Source organism: Paenibacillus sp. FSL R7-0312, assembly GCF_038004445.1.
GTDB lineage: Bacteria > Bacillota > Bacilli > Paenibacillales > Paenibacillaceae > Paenibacillus_AQ.
The window spans coordinates 4369344-4393651 of record NZ_JBBORE010000001.1; the positions used below are offsets into that span (position 1 = coordinate 4369344).

A 24308-nucleotide genomic window follows, 5' to 3' on the forward strand; every position below is an offset into this window, starting at 1 on the left:
CTCATGAAAGAACAATTGGAAGCACGAATGAATGAACTGAAGGCAGAGCTGGAATCCGGCCGGCAGATGATCCAGGAGCTGGACGAGAAACGTACCAATCTGGGGTATACCCTGACGCGGATCAGCGGGGCCATCCAGGTGCTGGAAGAATTGATTGCCGCAGAAGAAGAGTCCGTTCAGGCCTGATCAGGCAGTACACATGAAGAGCCGGGAGGAGTGGGATTGTGCCAAAGGATATGAAACGCATGAATTATTTCAACGGGCTGCTGCTTAAGGAAGAGGATCTGACGCTGGATCAGAATTATCATAAGCGCGTGCAGCGGCTGCATAACCGTTATTTTCATGATTGGGGAGTCGTGGACGGCCTTAAGGTTACCGGGCGGGACCTGACCAAAGTTGAGATTGCTCCGGGATTTGCCCTCAACCGTGTTACCGATCCGGAGAACAATGAAGAGATCAGTCAGGAAATTCTGGTAAGTGACGCTCACCCGGGCAGGGTGCTCGATCTTTCGGGATACAGCACCTCGGACCAGATCTATATTTCGGTCAGCTATAAGGAAGAGCTGGCAGATCCCGATCTTATCAAGGGGGGAGGTCAGGCGATTCATGTGCTGGAGCTTGCGGACATCCAGGCCAGCTCCAAGAAGCCTGCAGATGTATCCAAGAATATTCTGCTGGCCCGTGTAACCTTGACGCATACTCAGGATGGAGCCTTGAGCATTGATCAGATCTATGAGACGGATGTTGACGGATCGGCGCTGGTGACCCGGGCTGTAGGCGGGACCAAGCTGAAGGCGGATAAGATCATTATCGGCTCCAAGGAGGACCCGGAGATTCCTTTCCTCAGCAATTCGAAGGATGAGGACGGGGAGGAAGGGAACCGGCTTAATGTTCACGCTGCACAGACAGAATTCACGGGGAATATCCGCGCGGGAGCCATCAGCACCTATGGTGATGTGGATGTAAACGGGGGGCTGTCCGTTACCTCCGGCAGTGAGAAGGTATTCAAGGTCAATGATTCCGGCGATATGGAAATAGCCGGTGCGGTCACTGCCGAGGGCCCGTTCTCTGCCAAGAGCGGGATCGAAGTCAGCGGGGGGATGGCGATGCTGGATGTCCCCCAGCTGGTGATTGGCGGAAGCAAGGTTACACTCAATCAGAATGCCGCAGAGGAAGACAGAATGGGCATTGAGATTCTGCGTAAGGATCAGCCCGGCGCCAAGCTGCAATGGGATGAGAATAATCAAGGCTGGATGATCGGAACGGATCTGAAGGAGGGCGACAAGACCAGCGGCATGTTCAAGGTCGCCTATGGGGCAGACTGGGAGCAGCTGCATCACGGAGCGAATGCGGATAGCCTGCATACCCACAGCCAGCTGAATGCTGCGGACGGCAAGCCGGTACTCCGCACTGACGATCAGGGAAATATCCTGGTAGACAGGGGAATGAGCGTATCCGGAACGCTTGTGTCCGGCAAGGATGGTCTTGAAGTCTTCCGCGGGGCAACGCTGCCGAATGCCAAAATCGCCTGGAATGAGGCGGCGCAATCGTGGCAGATCGGCACCGCTAACGGGGATATGACCGATATCCCGGACGGGAAGCAATGGGAAGAGCTTACCGGTGGCAGTCATAATGCAGACAGCCTGCATACCCACCGGCAGTTTCACAATGAAGATAAGAGCCTGCTGGCCCTGGAGATTGGTGCGGACGGCAATGTGAATATTCCCCATGAGCTGATGGTCGGCGAGACGCTGACCGTGAACAAGCTGATTGTCAGGGAAGAAGAGGTCGTGATCAGGAAAGTTGAGCAGGAGGTGGCAGACAGCTTCCTGACCGTGAACAAAGCGGAGGATCACACGGCCTTAGGCAGCAAGGGGGGGCTGGATGTATACCGGGGCAGCCAGAATCCGCAAGCCCGTATGGAATGGAATGAGACGGACCGCAAATGGAAAATCGGACTTGAGGGCAGCATGTCGGATATTCCGTATGGCACGAAGTGGGACTCGCTGACGAACGGCTCTGTGGCCGATACGTCCCACAAGCACAGCACACTGAGCACACCATCCGGCGGAACCATTCTGTCGGCTGACGGGCAGGGGAAGCTGTCGGCATCCGGGAATCTGGAGATTGGCGGTACCCTGCTTGCCAAGGGCAGTGCGGATCTTAAGGCTGACCTGAAAGTGGGCGGTTCCGCTACAATTGAAGGCGATCTGACGGTAAAGGGCACCACTACATTCGTCAAAAAGGAAGATCTGGTGGTGGTCAGCAACCGGATTGAGATGAATAAATTCGAAGGCAACAGTTCAGCCCTGAAACAGAGCAGCATCGAGGTCTACCGGGGCAAGCTGAATCCAAGCGCCAAGCTGCTCTGGGATGAGACGGAGGGCAGATGGAAGCTGGGGCTGGGGGATGAGCTGTCCAATATTGCCTACGGCAGCAATTGGGACGCGCTGACCGGGGGAGTAAGCTCCGATGCCGATGGCCTGCACCGGCATAATTCCCTGAGTGACAGCGAAGGTAACACGGCACTCCAGACCACTTCCGATGGTGATATTGAGATCATTAACGGGGCTGAGGTCCAGGGCACACTTACGGTCAACAACGGGGCAGATATCAGCGGCGGCTTGGCGGTTCAGGGCCAGGTGCGGGTAGACGGCAACCTGATTGTCAAAGGCACGACGACTACCGTTGAACGTGAGGATCTCGTCGTCACCAACAACATCATCGAGATCAACAAGTTCGAAGGTGATTCGCCGCCTGCGAACGAGAGCGGCATTGAGGTCTACCGTGGAGAATCGCAGCCGGCGGCCAGAATGATCTGGAGCGAAAGTGAGCGGAAATGGAAGATCGGCATCGGCACTGCACTCGAGAATGTCGCAAGCGGCAGCTCCTGGGACAAGCTTACCCAAATGGGGAATGCAGATTCTCTGCACATCCACAGCCAGCTCTACAATCCGCAGAATGACGTGCTGGCGCTTAGTGCCAGTGCCGAGGGCGATGTGGATGTCCATCATGATCTGACGGTCGGCAGCAGCCTGACGGTAGCCGGCGACCTGGAGATCCGGGGGACCTCTGCCAATATTGCTACGGATGAGCTGGATATCGGCAGTCCTTGGATTACGATCAATAAGGATGCCGATGCGGTTACCTCGCTTTCCGGCGGCGGCTTGGAGATTTACCGCGGCGCTGGCGAGACGCCGGCCAAGCTGTCCTGGGATGAGAATAAGGACCAGTGGCAGCTTGCCACACCAACAGACAGTGCTGCATTGGTTGTGGATTCCTCAGGCAATGTCAGTGCCTCCGGCGGAGTGAAGGCTGTAAGTGCCGTGATCTCCGGGGGATTGACGGCAGCAAGTGCCGCAATTGCCGGAACGGTGACAGTCGGAGACGGCATAGAGGTTATGCAGGGGACAGAGACCAGTGCGCAGATCAAGTGGGCGAAGGACCGCTGGAAGCTGGGAACCGCCGGCAAAACGGTGCTTAGCCTGACCCGCAGCGGAAAGATGGGAGTGGGCACCGATAATCCTACCGAAGTACTGGATGTGGCGGGCAAAGCGATCTTCCGTACGGAGACAGAGGTCTCCGGGGCCGCTTCCTTCTCAGGCAAGCTTACCGCACACAGTGAGGCGGCGTTTGACGGTGATGTTACGTTTAACAAGGGATTGAAAGCGGTCAATGCTGCAATTAGCAATAATGTATCCGTTGGCGGCAATGTGGTGGCCGGAGGCTTTGAAGCCCCACGCGGTCTGGACAGCAACGGGGAGAAATTGCCGAATGCCCGGATTGTCTGGAATAACGAGCAGAAGGCCTGGTTCTATGGCGACGGGGATACCCTCGCGGAATTCGGGACAGGCAAGGGCGGCCAGAACAAGCTGTTCAATTCCCTGGGCAATACCATTGCTGTGTATTCGGATGCCCAGGGCAATGTAGGGATCGGAACCACGACTCCGCTGGCGCTGGTCGATGTCAAGGTATCCAGTGGAGATACTGCGTTCAGTGTAACCGGAGCCGGCAATGTCGGTATAGGGACCTACAATCCTGGAGCCAAGCTCGATGTTCAAGGCAATGCGGCGGTCAGGGGCGATCTCAGTGCAGTAAGTGCCGTTTTGTCCAAGGATTTGACTGTGAACGGCAATTTGACCGTCAATGGAGATATCGTGACCATCAATGCGGCAACCCTCGAAGTCGAGGACAACATCATAAGAGTCAACAAATATTCGCCTCAGGCCACCCCGGTTGTCAAAAATGCCGGGCTGGAGGTATTCCGCGGAGGGACTGCTCTACCCGCCCAGCTGCTGTGGGATGAGACCGCCGATGAATGGCTGGCCGGCATCTCGAACACCCTGAAGGCCATTGAATTCAAGGGTCATACCCATCCTGAGTTTGCCTCCTTATCCGGAGCGATAACCGTGGATGCAGGCAATGTCGGGATTGGCACTGCAGCGCCAACGGCCAAGCTGGATGTGAACGGCAATGTGGCTGTGAGCGGGAAGCTGACAGTTATTGATGCAGCGGTCAGCGGTACATTGACGGCTGGAGGTGCATCACTGAGCGGCACGGCCGCACTCAAGGATGTTACAGTCAGCGGGGCGTTGACTGCGAAAGATGCCACATTCAGCGGTGGGCTGACAGCAAAGGATGCAGCAGTTAGCGGGACCTTCACCGCCAAGGATGCGGCAGTCACCGGCAGTCTTACCCTCAGCCAGGGGATTGCAGTGGGCAGGGGAACAGATCCGAAGGCGCAGATCCTCTGGGATGAATCGCTGGATGCCTGGCTGGCCGGCACTGCAGGCAGCATGAAGCAGCTCTCCTACAGCGGCCATACCCACCAGGAGTTGACGGAGCTGTCCGGTGTGCTGAAGGTTGTATCCGGGAATCTGGGTATTGGCACCGCGGCACCAACGGCCAAGCTGGATGTGAACGGCAACGCGGCTGTATCCGGCCAATTGACGGTTACCAATGCTACAGTCAGTGGCTCGTTAACGGCTAAAGATGCGTCGATTAGTGGCGTATTAACGGCTCAGAACGCAACACTGAGCGGTACAGCCGAACTTAAGGATACTAATGTGAGCGGTTCTCTGACGGCTAAGAATGCCATATTCAGCGGCGCATTAACGGCTCAGGACGCATCCGTTAGCGGTACCTTCACTGCCAAGGATGCCTCAGTCACGGGCAGTCTTATCCTCAGCCAGGGGATTGAAGTGGGAAGAGGCACAGATGCCAAGGCACAGATTGTTTGGAACGAAACGAAGGCGGAATGGCAGGCTGGAATTGCGGGCAGCCTGAAGCAGTTTGCCTACAGCGGTCATACGCATCAGGAGCTTACGGAGCTGAGCGGTGTGCTGAAGGTTGCTTCCGGGAATATCGGGATTGGCACCGCTGCGCCAACCGCCAAGCTGGATGTGAACGGCAACGCGGCAGTGTCCGGGAAGCTGACTGCAGTGGATGCGGCGCTCAGCGGCGCATTAACCGCTAAGGATGCTACACTCACCGGTGCATTGGCTGCTAAGGATGCGGCACTCAGCGGAACGTTGACTGCTAAGGATGCGGCGGTCACCGCTACGCTGTCAGTGAAGGACCTTGTCCTCAGCAATAAACTGACAGCGAAGGATGCCGTAATCAGCGGCAGTCTTGTGGTCAGCCAGGGGATCGAGGTTACCCGAGGAGCGGACAAAAAGGCCCGGATTCTCTGGGATACTGCAGCCAATGTATGGCAGGCCGGTATAGAAGATACTATGCAGACTCTGGTCTGCAAGGATGCTGTCTATGATCAGCTGGTCCAGGTGGCAGGCGCAGTAACGTTGGATTCCAGCAGCAATGTGGGGATTGGCAAAACCCCAACCGATGATTACAAGCTGGATGTAGACGGTAACCTGCGGGCGACTAATTTCGCCCAGACCTCCTCCCGAACCTACAAGGAGAACATTGCCAGCCTTCCAGTGAAAAGAGCCTTGGAGCTGCTGAATAAGCTGAAGCCAGTGACCTTCAACTATAAGGCGGAGAATGCCAAGAAACAGAACATCGGTTTTATCGCCGAGGAGGTGCCGCAAATCTTCTCTACCTCCGATCACAAGTCCGTTGTGCTGATGGATATCATCGGTGTGCTGACTACTGTTGTCCAGAAGCAGCAGAAGGAAGGGCAGGATATGCGGAAGCTGGTTAAGGAGCTTCAGGTTCAGGTTGCGGCCCTGGCAGGCGCATAATCAAGAGGTATTTGTAAGCGGAATAGATACATGAAGCAGCTCCTGCAGCCATTGTGCTGCAGGAGCTTTTTACATGCATGGGTGATGTGCTGAACGCTATTTCGAGGCTTGTAGAAACACCTGATCATACCTATGCTATCGAAGCCATACGAGTATACATCGTCGGTATTCCATGGAGAACAACCTTCAGGAATTCCAGAATACATACATATAATAAATTTCAAAAAAAGTAGATTTACATAATATGGAATTTGTGCTATGTTTTCTATGAAAGCGTAACCATATTTTTAAAGGTTAATAAAGTATTTGCCATTTTATCGTAGAGAGGAAAGGTGGAAATGAAAAATTTGCTCAAGAAGGCAAGCACAATGATTCTGGCATTTACTCTGCTGCTTGGAGTGATGACAGCGCCGCCCGTTCATGCAGATAACGCACTTTTCACAATTGAAAGCGAAAATGCTCAGCTCACCTCCGATCTTCAAGTGACGACTCAAATTTACGGACAACCTAAGCCCGGCTACACCGGGAGCGGTTTTGTCTGGATGCAGAATTCAGGCACCCTTACCTTCAATGTGACGGTCCCGGAAACTGGCATGTACACGATCTCTACCCGTTATATGCAGGAGCTCAGCGCAGACGGCCGGCTTCAATCGTTGAACGTTAACGGCGTTACGAAAGGTTCGTATATGCTGCCTTACACGACCACTTGGTCGGATTTCGATTTTGGCTATCACAAGCTGAATCAGGGCAGTAACATCATCCAGCTGAAGGCAGGCTGGGGCTTCGCTTATTTTGACAGCTTCACTGTGGAGGTTGCCGATCTGGACCCCCTGGATGTGCAGCCTGTCCTCAGTGATACTCAAGCTACACCGGAAACTCAGCTGCTGATGAATTATATGACAGAGGTGTACGGCAATCATGTGCTCTCCGGCCAGCAGGAGATTTACGGGGGAGGCAATGACGGGAATTCCGAGCTGGAGTTCGACTGGATTCATAATTTAACCGGCAAGTATCCGGCTATCCGCGGGTTCGATCTGATGAACTACAATCCGCTGTATGGCTGGGAGGACGGCACAACTGCCCGGATGATCGATTGGGTGAACAACCGGGGCGGGATCGCGACCAATAGCTGGCATCTCACAGTTCCCCGGGATTTCACCGCCTATCAGCTCGGGGAATTCGTAGATTGGAAGGAAGCGACCTACAAGCCGACGGAAACTAATTTCAATACAGCTAATGCGGTAATTCCCGGGACAAAAGAGTACCAGTACGTAATGCTGGCCATAGCGGATTTGGCGGAGCAGCTGCAGATTCTGCAGGATAACAACGTGCCGGTTATTTTCAGACCCTATCATGAAGCAGAGGGCAATGGCGGGTTGAACGGGCAAGGCGCGTGGTTCTGGTGGGCCTCGGCAGGCGCAGAGGTATATAAGCAGCTGTGGGATCAGCTCTATACCGAGCTTACAGAAACCTACGACCTGCACAACCTGATCTGGACGTATAACAGCTATGTGTACAGCACTTCTCCCGCCTGGTATCCCGGTAACGATCAGGTGGATATTGTCGGCTACGACAAATACAATACCGTCTACAACCGCTATGACGGTTTGTCCGGCGTGCCCAATGAGGATGCGATTACCTCGACCTTCTATCAGCTGGTGGATCTAACTGGCGGCACCAAAATGGTAGCCATGACCGAGAATGATACTGTCCCAAGCGTACAGAATCTGACCGAGGAGAAGTCGGGCTGGCTCTATTTCCTGCCGTGGTATGGCGAGCATCTCATGAGTTCTGCCTTTAATTATCCGGCTACACTGACCACGCTATATCAGAGCGATTATGTGATTACGCTGGATGAGCTGCCTGATTTAACAATTGATGATCCAACTCCAAGCGCATCTATTACGCCTGTGAGCGCGGACTTTGATAAAGCGCCGGTCCAAGCGCAGGATATTTCCGTAGCCCTTACCTTAAACGGACATCAGCTTGCAAACCTGACGCATGGAAGCAACACGCTTGTATCGGGCCAGGATTATACGGCATCAGGCGCAACGATCGTCTTGAAAAAATCCTATCTCTCTACGCTGCCGCTTGGTCAGAATGCGATCACCTTCCATTTCAATGGAGGAAATAACGCTGTGCTTACAGTGAATGCTGCGGATAGCAGTGTACCGGTACCAGCGGGCAATTTGACGATCCAGGCTTTTAATGGCAACACCAGTGCCTCTACTAACGGAATTTCGGCCAAATTCAAAGTCGTCAATAGCGGTAATTCGGCAGTTCAGCTTAGTGATGTGAAGCTCCGGTATTACTACACGATTGACGGCGAGAAAGATCAGAGCTCCTGGATCGACTGGTCCAGTGTCGGCAGCGCGAATGTAACCAGCAGATTCGTGAAGCTGGATACCCCGGCTAACGGTGCCGAGTATGCTCTTGAAATTGGCTTCGCAAGTTCGGCTGGGACGCTAAACCCCGGCCAGAGCGCCGAAATCCAGACCCGCTTCTCCAAAACCGACTGGTCCAATTACAATCAGGCTAACGATTACTCGTTCATGGCATCCGCTAGTCAATTTGTTAACAATGAGCAGGTGACCGGATATATGAATGGCCAGCTGGTGTGGGGGATTGAGCCTTAACACAGGTAAGGCAAAAAGGGCTGGATCGGGGTGATGCCCTGATCCAGCCCTTCTTGTTCTAGCTTATAATCATCTCGCCGTAATTGTCTGCAAGACCTCTCCGGTCAATCTTGCCGGTTAAGGTATGAGGGAATTGTTCTTTCATTATAACTTCGGAGAGCAGCATATAATCAGGCAGCCGTTGGGACAACCACAGATTAACCGAGGCAAGTGACAGGGAGTGGTCGGCCTGAATGAATCCTGTCAATGTGGCCTGCCCGTCCCGTACTATGGGAAGCACCGCGCATTCCTTAACCCCTGCGATGGTGAGAATATGCGACTCGATCTCTCCCGGCTCAATGCGGTATCCCCGGATTTTGATCTGAGCGTCTATTCTTCCCCTGAACATGATCCTGCCGGTATCGTCTATCTCGGCCATATCACCGGTCCGATAGATGGTACCGAATGCAGGGGAGGTAATGAATGCTTGCTCCGATGCATCTGCGGCATTGAAGTATCCCTCAGCTACATAGGCAGAAGCGATTAGCAACTCACCCGCCGGAATTCTATGAGTCCGCAGAAGTTCGCAGCTTTCTTGCGTTAAGCTCCCCCGCGGAGAGATAACGGTGAAGCTCCCTTCTCCGCGAGCGATAAGCAGCTTCGTGCCTGCGAGGGGTAAGCCTACAGCTGAAGCATCCCTGGCGCTGGATATGAAATGGCCGGCTGAATAAGAGGATTCGGTCTGTCCGTAGAGACTGTACAACTTCGTGCCCGGAAGTCTCCCGGAACAAAGGCTGTAATCACCTGCGCGTAGCGCTTCTCCCCCCAGGACGGCAAGACGCAGAGAAGGAAGCTGAGGCAGCCGGCGGACAGAGGTGAAGAATGTACGGAACAGGCTCGGTACGCTGTGCCACACGGTGATGCCATTGCCTTCAAGCCAGCCGGGTAATCTTAGCAGATTCTCTGGAATGCGCAAATCCAGGGGATACAGACAAGCACCGGACAGCAGTCCGGCAAAAATGTCCACCACAGCGGCATCGTGACCAAAGGTAGAGAATAAAGTTAACCGGTCATCTGCGGTAATACCCTGCTCGCGGATATAGGTCTCTGCAAAATGGACAATGGACGCGCCTTGCTGGACCACACCTTTGGGTACGCCTGTAGAGCCGGAGGTATACAGCAGATATTGACGCTTATGCATCTTTCCCGGAATTTCAGGTTTACTGCCTGGCTTGAAGGAGGGGGCGTCAACCCTTACAATTTCCCCCGGAAAAGAAAGCCCGGAGCCTATGGCTTCTGCAGCTGCCAATCCATCAAGGTCTGTAACCATAATACGGATTCCCGAATGCCGGGAAATCTGTGATAACCGGCCAGGTGGGTAAGAGGCGTCCAGGGGCACATAGACAAGTCCGGCCAGAACGGAAGCAACGACCCCGATAATTCCCGAAATGCCATGATTGAACAGCAGTCCGCAGGCTGGTTCTTCCTCCGGCAGCTCCATCCGGTCTGCGAGCCGGCGAAGCTCTGCTGCAACGGCACTGGCTTCGGTAATCAGTTGCTCGTAAGTGAGGGTTTGACCGCCATACCGGACGGCTGCCCTGGCAGAGTGGCGCCGGGTGGAGGCAACGAGAGCCTGCGCAAGCATCAGCTCACCTCCTGTTCACCCGCTATAGAGCCGGAATGGCTTAAGGGACGGCTCAGCAGCGGTGATAAATAGAGTAGAACCACGGAAGCAACACCGAGGCATATTACGCCGGCGAGCAAGGAGGACAGTGACACGTTTCCGTTCATTGCGAAGGACAGCAACGGAATTACAAGCATTGTGGCCGCGGAAATAAAAAACTGCCGGATGCCGGATATTCTTCCATGGAACTCCGCCGGCGCCGTAAGCTGGAGCGAATAAGTGAAGCTCGATACCGAGAAAGCATTGGAGACTCCCAGAAACAGCATTAATGGCGAGAGCCAGACCGGGTGGTTCATGAGTCCGATTGCGGCAATATTCAGTCCCTGCACAACCAGCGCCAGCGCGGTGCGGTTCATACGGATTTGGGAATGGTCCATCCTTCCGAATAGATAGGCTCCGGCAATGGCGCCAATCGAGAAGGCGGAATCCCATATGGATAGCCACCAGGAGGGTGCATCCATAGTCTCCAGAATTGGCGCATAGGAAATGTTGATGAAGGATACAACGATGAAATCGGCAGTGCACAGCACGGCCAATCCCAGTACCTTTGCATTTTTTCTGAGCACCAGCGCAAGCAGATCGGTCCATTCCCGCCAAAAGCGCTTGGGACTGATGGAGGCCAGAGCGGAACCGAACCCGCTGCCTTGACGGGCTCTGAGTTTTTGTCCCGGAATGGCTGCTAAACCTATACAGAGTGCTGACAGAAGATAGGAGATACCGTTAAGGGCGATGGCCACTTCGGGTGACAGGAATGAAATAACCACACCGGCGATACCGGCTCCCAAGAACTGTCCAATCTGAAAAAAGGTGCTGGTCCGGGCGTTATAAACGGCTAGCTGCTTGCCATCGGCAATCATGGGGCCGATGGCGAAGCTGGCCGTTCTGTAGAACGGGCGCAGCAGGTTGATAATGACCGCAGCGAGCAAGATACTTGCCGGATGACCGGCGAATACGAAAGCGGCTGCTGTCAAAACCGCTAAGCCGCGTATCGATTCGGCGATAAATGCACATTGCTTGGCACGTCCTCTGTCAACGGCGGAGCTGGCAATAGCCTGGGTAGAGAAGGTCAATACCGCTTCCATCATCAGCAGCAGCGCAAAGGGAGTGGAGGAACCGGTCTGATCGTACAGCAGTTTGCCGACAGCCAAAGTATACATACCGTTCCCTATATTGGTAATCAGAACTCCAAGTGGCAATAACATTCTGGGATTTGTAAACCGAATGTTCATGATTCTCCCTCCGTAATATCCGGTCAGCTAGTTTTGTAACCAATTTCAATTGAGGTCTCCAGCCGACTAAGCCATTCATGGTAATCCAGAGCCGGATCCGGCTCTGGCAATTGTCCCGTAATCCAGCCGAAATAAGCAAAGGAGTCGCTTTCCGGGCTAAGGTAATCACCGGTATTCTTACGGATCGCCAGCTTGCTCACATAAGGATTGGACAACACCTTCTCGGTTCCGTGAATGCTGTTAATGATGCCGTAGCCCTTATAGCCCATGTTGTACCAGTACATCCGTGTCTTATGCTTGGCCGACCTTGAAGACAGTTCTTTCAGATAGCGGATATCATCCGGTGAATGTGCTCCAAGAGAAACTAGAATAAAGGCTTCGGAGAATGGAAGGCCGGTGGCCCGCTCGAATAATTCGTAGAAGCATCCGCCCGCACCCGGGCGAAGAGCCGCCTCCAGCACATAACCCTCCTGCTTGCGCATACGGATTTCCGTATGACTCGCTCCGCTATACACACCGGCCGCACTTACGGCGGCATGGGACAGGGCCAGCAATTGCTGTTCAATCTCTTCGTCAAGGGATGGGTCGGTGAAATATAAGCGGTCCGGAAAGGTGGGACCCTGCGGATTTCCTTTGCTCATAATTCCGTCCATTAGAGGCTGGCCCTTGTACCAGATCGTGTCCACGGAGTACTCCTCACCGTCGATATATTCTTCAATCAGCGCTCCGGGCTGTTCCACCGCTTCGTTACCCAGGGTCGTCGCATTGAAACGGAAGATTTGCCTGATTTGTTTCACAAGCTCCTGCTCATTGCCGACAATTCGTACCCCGGCGCTTGCTGCGCCATGCGTGGGCTTGACGATGACGGGATAATCCAAGCGGGCGGATTGAAGCTCTGAAGTACGCTGGATCAAGGCGGAAGAGGGAGTGCGCACACCTGCCGTTTCCCAAATGGATTTCATCCTCGATTTGCTGCGCAAAATTTCACATGCGGTGACCGGACCGGGGGAAATCCCGAGCCATTCGGCCGTTCGGGCTAAGTTCACTGACAGTTGTTCGATGCAGGACACGATGCCGAGCGGAGTCCCCATTGCTTCCTGTATCACTGTCCCAAGCTGCTCTGGAGGAAGATAAGGATCTGCCTGATGCCAAGGATGCCTTAACGGTTTGGAAGGCGGTTTGACAAAAAACAAATGCGGCTCAACGCCGACTCTTTGCGCGGCATCGGCCAGCAGAGGACCGGTTTCGTCGTCCGAAAAAATAGCAACTGTTCGATGGGCCATAATTATACCTCGCCTTCAAATTGTAGTGGGGCGTACGAATATGTACGGTAGCTGTCAGCTGACTTGTCCGGAAGCCAGCATATTCATGATAAGGCGCGGAGTTGCCACTTGTTCTACCGAGAATGTCTCGTAATCAATGATAATATCCAGTGATTCTTCAATCCGTAGCACAAGCTCCATAATCGCGAGAGAATCCACGCCCAGTTCTTTAATATTTGTATCGGCGATATCATCATACTGGCAGGCGATTTGCTGCAGAGTCTCCGGAGGAACGAGTCCGCTGAAGATCCCTTCAAGTTTATTGTTCATGACTTTCCTCTCCTATCATCATTGCCTGGACTCCCGCAGCTGCTGAGCTTAAAAGAAGCTTGTCCGCTTCGGCAGCAAGGTTCTGCAATACGCTGAATTCCCGGATCAATTCCGAGAACTCCTGCACATAGGAATCCAGAAAGCCGGGCCTCGGACGGGAGCAAATAAGACTGGTCCATTTCAAAACGGCCTTTAACCGGATGGCGATGCTGTTTATGGCTGCAAACAAGGCATGCGAGCGGTGATCCCCGAGCCGCGCCGCACATTCCGGATCGGACGCAATGGAGGACCAGGCCCACAATAAAGGCTCTATTTTATTCGCCACATGCTTATGCATTCTCAGCTGATCTCTCTTGCTTAAAGGCGGGGTGAGCAATTCCTGCCTGCGCTTGTCAATGTCGGCTAACAGATCATCCAGACCGTCTGTGGTTAAAGTACGTGGTTCGCCATGGTTGTAGAGCAGCTGATGAATCCGCTGATAAAGGGCAACACCTTCCCCCTGCAGACTGTTCAGCAGAGCCGGGGAAGCCTGCAAGAACTGCAGGCTGACGGTAGTATCCTCATTTCTCGCCAATCGTTCCGCGAATTCTTCAAGCGGCAGAGGCAGGCATGCCCGGGAAGAAGTTTCGTTGGTTTTGGTGTAGATGACAATGTCGTTATCCATTCCTTCAATTAAAGTGCTGGTGTAATGAGAGCTTCCGTCAGGACGTTCGAAGCGGACCATCGCACTGGCTTTCCAGCCATCCGCAAGTCTTGGACGTATCGCTTCCCCAAGTTTAGAGGGGGATACCGAGACATGCTCTCCAAGCGCATCAACGATAGAAGCAAGACCATTGTGGACCGGCTGGACCGGCTCGTTGGCTTCGGAATAATGGAAACCCCAATAACGGTCCGAGAACAGCCAGGAAAAATTGCGGATGCCCAGGTTTCTTTTGAAAAAATGATAGATCACCCGGTCATAACAAACATAGATCAAGCTTTCTTCCATCTCTTCCGCGCTAAGCTCTACAGGTTCGAAACGGCGCAGCATGGATTTCATAATTTGTTCTCCTTTGCAGCTGGCGAATGTGTTCTAGAGAAGAACCGGCTGCTGTTTTAGTTTCGAACATACCGGACAATCCGGATCAGGCTTCAGTTCAATCTCGCGGAAGCTGGCAGATAATAAATCAAAATAAATCATCCGGTTTTTGAGCGATCGACCCGTTCCGGCCACATATTTAAGCACTTCCGCCGCTTGAAGCGTGCCTACAATTCCCGGGGTTACGCCAATTACACCAAATTCCTGTTTCTTGGGCGGCTCCTGAGGCTCCGGATATACGCATCGATAGCACGCGCTATCCTCGTCCGGAGAGATGAGCATCACCTGACCTTCAAAGTGAAAGATACTACCTTCCACCAGAGGTATGCGAAGCTCTACACAGACATCGTTCAGCATATATCTGGTATCCAGATTATCGACGGCGTTCACGACAATATCATATTGCGGCACGATGGACAGCGCGGTTTCACGGGTTAATCTTTCCGCATGAAGCTCGTAATGTAGCCCGGGGTTCAGACGATTCAAGGTTTGCTCCGCCGATTGTACCTTGGGGACACCGACATTGCCGGAATCATGAATGATTTGCCGGTTCATATTAGTCAGGTCCAGAACATCATGATCATAGATGCTTATATGTCCGATGCCTGCGGCGGCGAGATACAGCAGCAGCGGAGAGCCGATGCCGCCCGCGCCAATGACCAGGACTTTGGCCTTTTTGATGCGTTGTTGTCCTTCGGGGCCAATCTCCGGTAAGATCAGCTGTCTTCTATACCGTGCGAGCTCGTCTTGCGTTAATTCCGTTTCGGAATGAGTGGTCATGCGGTGCACATCCTTATCTAATTAGTGTTTGTTAGCAGAGGGGCTTCAGCCGCCGGCAAATTGCAGGATGATGCCAAGCTCATCGCCGGAAGCAAATTCGGTATTCTCGTTGTTAGCCTTGATCAGTTCATCGTTAAGCACGAACAGTACATTCCGTTTGGCCGCTCCTTCTTCGGTCCAGATTCTTTCGCCGAATTCGGAGTAGCTTTGTTGGAAGAAGGTCTTCAACTCTTCCATACTGCCAGCTTCAACATGCAATTCTTGCTTTTGTTCAATCAGGTGGCTCAAAAATTGCGGGATCAATACTTTAACTGTGGACATAGGTCAACCTCCATTTATCTTTTGGATACTCTGAAACCCAAGTCATATGCGTAAAAAGAAGCGGGCTCATGATGTCTGAACGCAGGACGGCACATATCTGTAAAAGAGTGAAAGCTTCCACCCCGGCAGCTTTTGTTACCGGGAACCATCAAGTTGACGGGATTCAGTACATCGCTCTTGTGATAGAATTCACTATCATACGTATCCAAACACCATTCCCATACATTTCCGAGCATATCGTACAGCCCGTATGGGTTAGCGGCATGTTGGGCGATTTCATGCAGAGAACCTTTTGAATTCTCGCTGAACCAGGCATGAGCGGCTAAATGCTCCTCGGCGCAGAAGAAAGGGCCGTAGATGCCGCCGCGGCAGGCATATTCCCACTCAGCTTCAGTGGGCAGCTCTGCATCACACCAGACCGCGAACATGAAGGCGTCATACCAAGTCACGTTTACCACAGGAAACCGGCTGCCTGATACCTCATAGCTTGCGTTATATTCATGATACATTTCCTCTGTTACAGGAATTTTGGAGATCCTGTAGGGTGACAGTCTGACGGGATGCAACGGCTCCTCTCCACAATACAAGTACTTAGAGTCAGGTCCCGAGCCCATGTTGAAAGGCTGCGGCTTCAGATCCACCATATGTGGAGCTATGAGCGCTTCGTAGCGCTCCTTCCGGTCTTTATAGAACCGGTAATATAGAATTTCTTCCTCCAGCGCGTGGGGCATTTGCTTCAGCAGCTGATAACCGTTGTACAAAATTTCTCCGTCGGTAACGACGGGGCGGCCGAAGCGGTCCGTCTTGAATATTTCCCTTACCAGCCGGATCAAATCATCCGGTACGGTTTCCTGCTCCAGTAGCTCAATAGCTGCGTCCTTGCTCACCTTACCATCCCCTTATGAAGTATATTGGATATCAACTTCGCCCACCCGCTTGGCGGAATCCACCGAAAAGATACGAATTTGCGGATATTCAACGGTCCGAAGCGAAATAAGCAAATGCCATACTTCCGGGGAAGGATGCAAATCAACATCCACTTTGGCCAGAATGGCAGGATGGCGCTGGTGGCTGTGAAAGACGCCGACTTTGTGCAGGTGGCTGTTTCTTATGTACTTCTCAACCCGCACCGTCTCTTCCGGAGAGGTTAAGAATCCGGCGTCTTTATGATCCAGATAATAATTTCCGTAATCATAGAACTTATCCATCATATTGTCCTTCTGGTCCTCTTTCATAATGATGTACTCCGTGGGGGCCCCGGATCTCTCATTAGACAGAAAGAAACCAAACGCCTTCTTCGGATACTGGGCTTTCACTTCATTAACAAATTGCTGTGCTAAAGTGCGATTCAATACTACGGACTTAACTGCCATCCAATCACTCCTTTATTATGAGAATTATTAAAAATAAAAGAAAAAATTCCCATCTATTTTTGGATTATAAACCAGTTCCCACAGCTCGTATGTAGCGAAAGTGTGAAAACTATGTTAATTAACCCAATTTATGTTTTCGTTGTGTAAACTCACATGATATGTTGCCTTTTCAGAGAGGACAAGTGATAGATATGTTTTCATTAGGTGGACATTATTAAGTTCGTGTAAAATTAAGAGGTTATACAAGAATACTTTGAATTCATCTCCCGAGACTATAAGGACAAATTTGCATATCATGAAATAGAAAAGCAAATTAGAAGACTAGTCCGCTTCGGGCTGTTTGAACAAGAGAGAATAACAAACATGTTAAATGATCTTTTAATCAATGAGGCAAAATCTGAGCAACTGGAGATATTAGGTATACTGTATGAGGAGTATTGCAGTGGCTGCAATTTCCTGAGATACCTTGCTCTATCTTATATTCTAACTTCCGATGAATATTTTACAGAATCCTTTCCCGAAAAGTTTGTAACTGAGTACGTTAGCAATGGAAACCGGGGTGAAAATAAAGCTTCGGTTTTTTTGTTGGAAAAAAATCACATGGGGGAAGTTCTTTTGGAAGGGCAAAAGGGGATATTGTCGAATATTAAAAAGATTATGGGAAGCAAATCGGTCAGGGAGTGTGCCAATAGTGAACAAAAAGTTTATAATGTCTAGTTTTCTTATCATGTTTTCAGTGGTATGTCTATCCATTACGGTCTATGCAGCCACTGCAGCATACTCTTTAAGGGTAAACGGGGCTGCCATTAAAGGGGAAGCTAAAGTCATTGATGGAGTGACCTATGTACCTTTGCGCACAGTTATTGAAGGGATGGGTGGATCATATCATGTCATGCCTGAGTCGAATACAATTAGTATTTTGAGAAGAGATATAAGTATGTACGGCGGGTACAATGAGTCCAATCCATTAATGTTTGGTTCAAAAGCGTATTTCGAAATGAATGAAAATTTTGATAAATTCATTGGTTCAGTCTCTATCGAAGAAGCGAATACGGGAAAGGACGTTTTGAAAAACCTAGAGGAGAAAAAAGGAACTGCTCCAAGCGGTTATACCTATGTTCTTGTAAAAGTGAACCTTGAAATCTTAGCATCTGAAAAACCTGGGGCATCGCTATCAATAAATAATTATAGGTTTGAGTATATTGACGCGGTAACTTTAAAGAGAACCCCTTCTTTTATGTTCTCCAAATATTCGCCCAGCGTATCCGAAGGAAATCCCTTCAACGGTTGGGTTGGATTCTTAGTTCCTGAAGGTCATCAATCTGGGATGATGGTTTTATCAAGTCCAGATGACCGGCAGAATGCTCTATGGATGAAGATAGAGTAACATCGTAATACTTAAGGATAATTACATAAGCTTCCGGTACCAGGTCTCTTGACTCTAACGTCGCGTAAACCTGTATATTTACTCTCAGAAGGAGGGATAGTCATCGAACTGCAAACCATCAGTCAGGTGTCAAAGCACTTTTCAGTCTCTACCCGTACCCTTAGGTATTACGAGCAAATCGGATTGATTACGCCTGCGAAAAAGGAAGATTCCGCATACCGCGCATACGATGCCGAAGCCATTACACGTCTGCGTCAGATTATCGTTCTGCGTAAACTGCGGATACCGCTCAAACAAATTGCCGGGATTCTGCAGAGCGCGGAAGCGCGCGTTGCCATCGAAGCCTTTGAGCGTAACCTTGCGGATATTGAGGACGAAATCACCGCGCTCTCTACCATTCGCAGCGTCATCAAAGCCTTTGTCGAATATCTGAATCTCAGAGGTGCGAAATTCGCGCTGCCTGACGACGCAAGTTTACTGGAGGTTGTGGATTCCTTGACTGTCTCGAAAATCAACTTCAAGGAGGAAAAATCAATGGAAGAATTAAACAAGGCAAATGAAAATTTAAACAAGCTGGCGGACAAAGATGTGCGGATTGTCTATCTGCCGCCCATGACTGTAGCTGCTGCTTATGCAACAGGAGAAGGCTGCGAAGGCAAAGCACTGGATATGATCACGCAATTTGTAACCGAAAGCGGACTGCTAACCATTAAACCCGACGCCCGGAGTTTTGGTTTTGACTGCTCTAAGGGGGCAGCAGGAATCGGAGAACCATCTCATGTATATGAGGTGTGGGTATCCATTCCGGGCGACACAGAGGTTCACGCGCCTTTAGTCAAACGAACGTTCGACGGCGGGTTATATGCCGCACATGTGCTCAGGGCATGGGACTTCGAGGACTGGCGTTTATTAAAAGAATGGGTTGACGCAAGCAATAAATATGATAATGATTGGGATTCTCCGCGCTGGACATCGCTGGAGACGGTTGCGGGGCAAGGATTTGAAGAAACGTTGAATTTTTATAATTACGTACAAAAAGGCGGTAAAATGGACGATTTACAGCTTGATTTATTGTTTCCGATTAAGGAGAGGGTATAAGAGTAGATCGCCGGGTAAGGCAGATTGAAATCGGCGGTTATAATTGGGTGTACTTAACATACAAAACTACACAGCTGTGATTATAACCGCAGATACTATAGAACAACGTGCCAGTGAATTCCAATCGGTATTTCCTCTTACATACGATAAACCTCCCAAACCATGATCAACTACTCCATATATATCTTCGTACGTGTAACAAAGCTGAATTCATTTCGTTATAGTCAATGAGTAATGGTTCCCAATAAGAGCGAGAAATCAATGGAGGAGGGGACGGTTTGGTCAGAATTGTCTTAACATTAATGACGCTTCTATTCAGTTTAACGGGCTGTTCCGCTTCCCATAGTGCCACAACATTAGACCACAATGCTACTGCGGCAAAAGATTATTTGGAATCTAAGGGTTACAAGGTCTCTTCGTATGAAGGCTCCAGTGAAGTCTACACCTTAACAAAAGAAAAGTTAATGAATTTACCGTATTCCAATTACTGGGGGCTGCAAACCGAAGATCCCAGTGTTTATCTGGACAAAGAGGTTAACGTACAAAAGTTCATAGTAACAAACCATCCATTGGATAACTGGAAATCCACAAGCGCCAAACCGGAGAATATTGTTAAATCTAAAGGGAAAACCGCAATTTGGATCTATGTCGTGGATAACCAGGCAGTAGGCGGACATTCTTATCCAGTAATCGATCAGGCCATGGATGGCGGCGTATGGTCATTAGATGGAAGAACATTAGAAGAAGTGCATTCTATGAGTTATAAAGCTTGGTTAGAGCAATGGGAAGCAAAGTTTGGCAGCTAATGAAATATTAAGAATCGCAACGATTCGTTATGCCATGGGTGTCACATATCTAAGAAAGGGTGGATCCGATGTTCTACGTTAATTCAAGAGCAATCATTGAACGATTCAATGATGGAGAACCTGAGATTGTCATACAAAGAAGAATGAAAACAGATTCCTCCTTTAAGTTCGAGCTTCCCGGGGGGAGAATTGAACCCTTTGAGTCGTTGATCCAAACACTGATCAGAGAGGTTAAAGAAGAGACTGGATTAGATGTATACGAAATAGAAGGAAATGAGACAAGAATTGATACGATAGGAATTAATCCGGAATTTGAGGTGGAATGCCTTAAACCATTCGCAGCCTATCAAACGGTTAAAGGTCCGGTCGATTCGGTCGGATATTATTTTAGATGTAAGGCAAAGGGTGAAAGAACAACGAACATGTAAAGCAAGCTGCGTTTCAGGAAAGCGAAGCCTTTAAAGCCAAAACTAAAGAACGCTACAAAATTGAAGCCGAAAATAGCGAACTCAATCACAGACACGGGTACGATGTTGCATCCTCCTCGGGTTTAGTTGGCGTGGAAATTCAGGGAGCTATGGCGATATTCACTGTTAGGTTAAAACGAATATTGAAACTTATGGACGAGAGCAGTTTTTTCAAACTTATTTTTTGCTGGATGTCCCCAATTGGCCCTGATCGTTCGCTGCACATGTATACACTACACCGTACTCGGTAAGATGCAGAAAAATCATATCCTGTTAAAATTCCTTTACTTCTCGGAAGCCCTTGCACTTGTACAGGCGAAGAGCGAAACGTCGTCGCCCAGTTGTCCTTTGTCATTCATCCCCCAAGGGTCAGAAGCTTTTGTCATCCTTTAATAAAAGACCATGATTCTATAGAAACGATACTTTCACAAACTTTGAACTGGGGGTGGATGCAAAGATAGGCGTCGGATTCAAAACTAGACATATCATAAATAATAGTACATACCTTTTCATGTTACTCATTCGGAAAAATTCCTTAATAGTTGATTTAATTTTCAATTACACTTTCTGGTTTAATTTGGTCTAACTTAGTTTCAAAGCGGCTTTAAATTTGACTTATATAGAGTGAACTTAAGAATCTGACTTACTGCATCAGTGAAGTCCTTGCTCAGCAAGAGGTTCGCTCACCGGCTCGCCAACATTGTTAAGTTCAGCTTATATAGTGACATTATTCATGCAATATATTAGTAATTTATGGTAAAGTTCTTATATCAAAAAAGAAGGGATTGGTATTATTGAAAAAATTAACCTTGTATGCATTTTCATTTACATTAATTGCGAGTCTTTCTCTCTCTTCGGTAGTTTTGGCTGCTCCAATTGATAATAGTACATTGAGACAGGTGCAAACATCTGGGGCAGATAAGACTTGGGTCGGTGAATGGCAGGGGGAGGATACAATTATCGTTGACTCCCTTGGCAATGTTACTACCTCTGGGGAACTCAAAAAAACATCAAGTTTAGTATTTCCAACAGAATCTACAACTATCCGAGACGTATTAATTCAACCGGACTTACTAACTCCCACTTTTGAACTCCCAAACGAATCTTTTGCCACCTTGGCATCCGATTATGGTCATGCATGGCCCTATTCGGCTGTTAATAGTTCTGCAGTTAACTGTTATGGTTATGCTACCAAAGCCCCAGGGAAAATGAATCCTGGCGATGGAGATGGTGTTTCGAATCTCGCAGATTCACAATATTTTACGAATGTAAATTATGTTGCTAACCTGGTTGTCCAAGATGGAAATACAAATCCATTATATTTTATATCTGGCTGGCGAATACTAAGTAGCAGAACTGCTGCCGTTAACGCCGATGAACATCGAATAGCTTTAAGAATAGGTTGGATTGATACCAATGGTAATGGTAAAGTTGACCTTCCCGACCAGTATGGTTTTGGTGGAGATAATGTCGATTATCATTTTATGCTTCAAAATAGCACAGGAACCTGGTCAGAAAAACACGGTCCAAATCCATCGCAAAATACTGGAATTACTGATCCAAGTAATTTTATCTGGAGCAATGGTATCTACTATAATTTTTATAACAGTTCTACGGTTTATATTGCTGCCAAGGTTCACTAATATCTAACACACATACAAGCGGTGGTTGTCATTTCTGCCGCTTGTTTATCTTATTTTGATAAAAATATATTTCATTAAGAACTCAGACTTAATTAACGTTTTTAAATAATCATTTTTAACAAAACTCCGCAATCCGCTACAGTCATGATCATCTTTCTCTAGAATATCCTTTAATAGCGCTATCCCCTTATCGACTGGAGAGTCTTTATCCTTTGATGTTATGAAGTTGAACGAAGTGCCGGACTCTAAGGGATGGTTACTTGCGGTTGTGGTTTCTGTTATCGCAATTATTGTTACCACTATTGTTTGGGGTGGCTTTAAGGACTGAGGATCAGCTTTATTTGAATTTTCCGCTTGCTGTAGCAGTCCCGCTACTGGATTGTAAAGAAATGATTATGAAATTAATGAATGAAATGCATAATGATTTGATTGTGGTAACGGAGGAGCTGGGTTTTGGATTTGTTCTGAGTGAAGATGAATATTCAGATGTGACGATAGAGTATTGGAAGAAATGAGATCGCCAAGTATCACCAAAGATTCTTTATCCGCGGAATCACGTTAGCATCTGTTAAGGAAGACAGGCTGCTGTTCCATCATGCAGATTAATAATCAGAGCAAAGGAGATATAACATGCTACCATCACTTGCGTTTCTTAAACATCAATTAGAGGGGATTCTGCGTAATAAATTTGCCCAGGGGCACCAAACCTCCGGTTATCTAGCCCGGTTGGGACAGCTTCCCGCAAGCTATGATGCCTATTTAGAATTCGCCCATAGCCTGGCTGATATTCCAATGCGGGACAATTGGCCTTACTATGAGCCGGATGATTTGGAGGAGATATGGCGGGAATGCGACCCGGATAGACCTCTAGGCCAGATCGGAGTATTGAATCTGAAGGACAGCTCCAAGCGTGTAGAGGCAGGATTCCTCGCTTCAGTCTGTGGTTCAATGTTGGGCAAACCGATCGAGATCAATCCCAATTTGTCTGAATTACGTCAAGCGTTAATCTCGGCAGGCGAATGGCCGCTGAATGATTATATTTCTGAAGAAGTTCTCCATGCCTTGGATCGTCGTCATTGGTCCTGGTTCGAGACAACGCGGGGGCGGATTCGTTATGTAGCACCTGATGATGATATCAATTACACCTTAATGGGAATGATGGCGTTAGAGCAATTTGGTGAGGGTTTTACGAAAAGGAATCTAAGAGATTTATGGATCAATCATCTTCCGATAAGTACAACGTGGGGGCCGGAGAGGGCCATCCTGATTCGGTCGGGGATTAGCTATTTGGAGCATGACCGGGAACGATTCAATCCTTCTGAAATAGAGGCTTGGCCCGACTTCCTGGTGCAAGATACAGAACTATGCGGGGCGGCGATTCGTGCAGATGCTTACGGCTATGCCTGCCCCGGTCAACCCGCTCTTGCCGCTGAGCTGGCTTGGCGTGATGCAAGTTTTACACATCGCCGGACGGGGATTTATGCCACGATGTTCATTGCCGCTGCAATTGCTGCCGCACACGTACTGCGCGATCCGCTTGAAATACTAAGCACTGCACTACAATTCGTACCTAGAAGGAGCCGATTCTATGAGATTACCGAGGATTGCCTGCAGATGGTAGGGAATGCAGATAACTGGCTGGAAGCTTATCAGGGCATTCATCAGAAGTATGCGAATTATTCCCACTGTCAGGTGTATCAGGAAATGGGTACTTTAATGAATACATTTCGATTTGCAGACAATGTCGGTGACGGGATATGCAAGCAGGTCATGCAAGGCAATGATACGGACAGCTTCGGAGCAACAGCAGGTTCGCTGCTCGGGGTGTATTTCGGCTCGGACAGCTTGGAAGCGAGATGGCTTGAACCTTTTCAAGACCGGATTCATACGGGGTTATCTAACTTTCATGAGCAACAACTATCCCGCTTGGCTGAGCGCATAGGGCGTTTGCCAGAGCTGTTACATACCGGCCAGCACCGAATTCAACCCAGCGAGCTGTATGTGAATGAGAATTTGGGTATTTGAAGCAGGA

At 49.6% G+C, this 24308-nt stretch carries 20 protein-coding genes and 1 pseudogene; 12 read left to right on the plus strand and 9 right to left on the minus strand.

Annotated features, from left to right (window positions below):
- The first annotated feature begins 3 nt into the window (after nt 1-3).
- The 3 genes from MKX70_RS19050 (at nt 4) to MKX70_RS19060 (ending at nt 8839) form a co-directional block, all read left to right on the plus strand.
- Nucleotides 4-186 carry a hypothetical protein gene (locus MKX70_RS19050; RefSeq protein ID WP_042237243.1) on the plus strand — a complete coding sequence of 61 codons (183 nt, stop codon included), beginning with the start codon at nt 4-6 and terminating at the stop codon, nt 184-186.
- Nucleotides 187-224: 38 nt separating this feature from the next.
- Nucleotides 225-6203, plus strand: a complete 5979-nt coding sequence (locus MKX70_RS19055; RefSeq protein ID WP_340840516.1) for a tail fiber domain-containing protein — start codon at nt 225-227, stop codon at nt 6201-6203.
- 338 nt (nt 6204-6541) lie between these two features.
- A complete protein-coding gene (locus tag MKX70_RS19060) occupies nt 6542-8839 on the plus strand; it encodes a glycosyl hydrolase (protein ID WP_340840517.1) in 2298 nt (765 codons plus the stop codon).
- Nucleotides 8840-8897: 58 nt separating this feature from the next.
- Here the strand turns inward: MKX70_RS19060 and MKX70_RS19065 are convergent, their stop codons facing one another.
- From MKX70_RS19065 to MKX70_RS19105, 9 genes are read right to left on the minus strand one after another with little or no spacing between them, the layout of a single operon-like run.
- The gene (locus MKX70_RS19065; RefSeq protein ID WP_042237239.1) at nt 8898-10463 is read right to left on the minus strand and encodes an AMP-binding protein; all 1566 of its coding nucleotides are present in this window, start codon (nt 10461-10463) and stop codon (nt 8898-8900) included.
- Entirely contained in the window at nt 10463-11731 is a 1269-nt protein-coding gene (locus MKX70_RS19070) for an MFS transporter (RefSeq protein ID WP_042237236.1), read from the minus strand. Before MKX70_RS19070 ends, MKX70_RS19065 begins: the two co-directional genes overlap by 1 nt.
- Before the next feature lie 23 nt (nt 11732-11754).
- Nucleotides 11755-13014, minus strand: a complete 1260-nt coding sequence (locus tag MKX70_RS19075; RefSeq protein WP_340785216.1) for an ATP-grasp domain-containing protein — start codon at nt 13012-13014, stop codon at nt 11755-11757.
- Between the two features lie 54 nt (nt 13015-13068).
- Nucleotides 13069-13323: an acyl carrier protein gene (locus tag MKX70_RS19080; protein ID WP_042237233.1), complete on the minus strand. Its 255-nt coding sequence runs from the start codon at nt 13321-13323 to the stop codon at nt 13069-13071.
- Nucleotides 13313-14362 carry a hypothetical protein gene (locus MKX70_RS19085; RefSeq protein WP_340785221.1) on the minus strand — a complete coding sequence of 350 codons (1050 nt, stop codon included), beginning with the start codon at nt 14360-14362 and terminating at the stop codon, nt 13313-13315. The genes MKX70_RS19080 and MKX70_RS19085 overlap by 11 nt, the downstream gene beginning before the upstream one ends.
- Before the next feature lie 33 nt (nt 14363-14395).
- Nucleotides 14396-15181 carry a HesA/MoeB/ThiF family protein gene (locus tag MKX70_RS19090; protein WP_340785223.1) on the minus strand — a complete coding sequence of 262 codons (786 nt, stop codon included), beginning with the start codon at nt 15179-15181 and terminating at the stop codon, nt 14396-14398.
- Nucleotides 15182-15226: 45 nt separating this feature from the next.
- The gene (locus MKX70_RS19095; protein WP_340785225.1) at nt 15227-15502 is read right to left on the minus strand and encodes a MoaD/ThiS family protein; all 276 of its coding nucleotides are present in this window, start codon (nt 15500-15502) and stop codon (nt 15227-15229) included.
- Between the two features lie 14 nt (nt 15503-15516).
- On the minus strand, nt 15517-16389 hold the full coding sequence (locus MKX70_RS19100; RefSeq protein ID WP_340785227.1) for a formylglycine-generating enzyme family protein: 873 nt from the start codon (nt 16387-16389) through the stop codon (nt 15517-15519).
- Nucleotides 16390-16401: 12 nt separating this feature from the next.
- Nucleotides 16402-16875 carry a Mov34/MPN/PAD-1 family protein gene (locus tag MKX70_RS19105; RefSeq protein ID WP_042237226.1) on the minus strand — a complete coding sequence of 158 codons (474 nt, stop codon included), beginning with the start codon at nt 16873-16875 and terminating at the stop codon, nt 16402-16404.
- Nucleotides 16876-17238: 363 nt separating this feature from the next.
- Here MKX70_RS19105 and MKX70_RS19110 point away from each other — a divergent pair, with 363 nt between their 5' ends.
- From MKX70_RS19110 to MKX70_RS19150, 9 genes and pseudogenes are all read left to right on the plus strand, one after another.
- Nucleotides 17239-17592, plus strand: coding sequence for a hypothetical protein (locus tag MKX70_RS19110; RefSeq protein ID WP_340785230.1), 354 nt, complete (start codon nt 17239-17241; stop codon nt 17590-17592).
- A complete protein-coding gene (locus MKX70_RS19115; RefSeq protein ID WP_340785234.1) occupies nt 17567-18262 on the plus strand; it encodes a hypothetical protein in 696 nt (231 codons plus the stop codon). The genes MKX70_RS19110 and MKX70_RS19115 overlap by 26 nt, the downstream gene beginning before the upstream one ends.
- Nucleotides 18263-18388: 126 nt before the next feature.
- A complete protein-coding gene (locus MKX70_RS19120) occupies nt 18389-19360 on the plus strand; it encodes a MerR family transcriptional regulator (protein WP_231637908.1) in 972 nt (323 codons plus the stop codon).
- Nucleotides 19361-19638: 278 nt separating this feature from the next.
- On the plus strand, nt 19639-20166 hold the full coding sequence (locus MKX70_RS19125) for a hypothetical protein (protein WP_340785236.1): 528 nt from the start codon (nt 19639-19641) through the stop codon (nt 20164-20166).
- 143 nt (nt 20167-20309) lie between these two features.
- On the plus strand, nt 20310-20594 hold the full coding sequence (locus MKX70_RS19130; protein ID WP_445253835.1) for an NUDIX hydrolase: 285 nt from the start codon (nt 20310-20312) through the stop codon (nt 20592-20594).
- A pseudogene (locus tag MKX70_RS19135) lies at nt 20576-20797 on the plus strand (IS5/IS1182 family transposase); the annotation flags it as partial. The gene MKX70_RS19130 and the pseudogene MKX70_RS19135, both read left to right, overlap by 19 nt.
- A 630-nt stretch (nt 20798-21427) precedes the next feature.
- A complete protein-coding gene (locus MKX70_RS19140) occupies nt 21428-22276 on the plus strand; it encodes a hypothetical protein (RefSeq protein WP_340785240.1) in 849 nt (282 codons plus the stop codon).
- 341 nt (nt 22277-22617) lie between these two features.
- A complete protein-coding gene (locus MKX70_RS19145; protein ID WP_197072944.1) occupies nt 22618-22791 on the plus strand; it encodes a hypothetical protein in 174 nt (57 codons plus the stop codon).
- A 115-nt stretch (nt 22792-22906) separates the two neighbouring features.
- Nucleotides 22907-24301, plus strand: coding sequence for an ADP-ribosylglycohydrolase family protein (locus MKX70_RS19150; protein WP_340785243.1), 1395 nt, complete (start codon nt 22907-22909; stop codon nt 24299-24301).
- The last annotated feature ends 7 nt before the right edge of the window (nt 24302-24308 follow it).

Excerpts from the sequence above, each read along its gene's own strand:
- MKX70_RS19050 (WP_042237243.1), top strand. The coding sequence starts at position 4 with ATGAAAGAACAATTGGAAGCACGAATGAATGAACTGAAGGCAGAGCTG.
- MKX70_RS19060 (WP_340840517.1), top strand. The coding sequence starts at position 6,542 with ATGAAAAATTTGCTCAAGAAGGCAAGCACAATGATTCTGGCATTTACT.
- MKX70_RS19065 (WP_042237239.1), bottom strand. The coding sequence starts at position 10,463 with ATGCTTGCGCAGGCTCTCGTTGCCTCCACCCGGCGCCACTCTGCCAGG.
- MKX70_RS19070 (WP_042237236.1), bottom strand. The coding sequence starts at position 11,731 with ATGAACATTCGGTTTACAAATCCCAGAATGTTATTGCCACTTGGAGTT.
- MKX70_RS19075 (WP_340785216.1), bottom strand. The coding sequence starts at position 13,014 with ATGGCCCATCGAACAGTTGCTATTTTTTCGGACGACGAAACCGGTCCT.
- MKX70_RS19080 (WP_042237233.1), bottom strand. The coding sequence starts at position 13,323 with ATGAACAATAAACTTGAAGGGATCTTCAGCGGACTCGTTCCTCCGGAG.
- MKX70_RS19085 (WP_340785221.1), bottom strand. The coding sequence starts at position 14,362 with ATGAAATCCATGCTGCGCCGTTTCGAACCTGTAGAGCTTAGCGCGGAA.
- MKX70_RS19090 (WP_340785223.1), bottom strand. The coding sequence starts at position 15,181 with ATGACCACTCATTCCGAAACGGAATTAACGCAAGACGAGCTCGCACGG.
- MKX70_RS19095 (WP_340785225.1), bottom strand. The coding sequence starts at position 15,502 with ATGTCCACAGTTAAAGTATTGATCCCGCAATTTTTGAGCCACCTGATT.
- MKX70_RS19105 (WP_042237226.1), bottom strand. The coding sequence starts at position 16,875 with ATGGCAGTTAAGTCCGTAGTATTGAATCGCACTTTAGCACAGCAATTT.
- MKX70_RS19110 (WP_340785230.1), top strand. The coding sequence starts at position 17,239 with ATGTTAAATGATCTTTTAATCAATGAGGCAAAATCTGAGCAACTGGAG.
- MKX70_RS19130 (WP_445253835.1), top strand. The coding sequence starts at position 20,310 with ATGAAAACAGATTCCTCCTTTAAGTTCGAGCTTCCCGGGGGGAGAATT.
- MKX70_RS19150 (WP_340785243.1), top strand. The coding sequence starts at position 22,907 with ATGCTACCATCACTTGCGTTTCTTAAACATCAATTAGAGGGGATTCTG.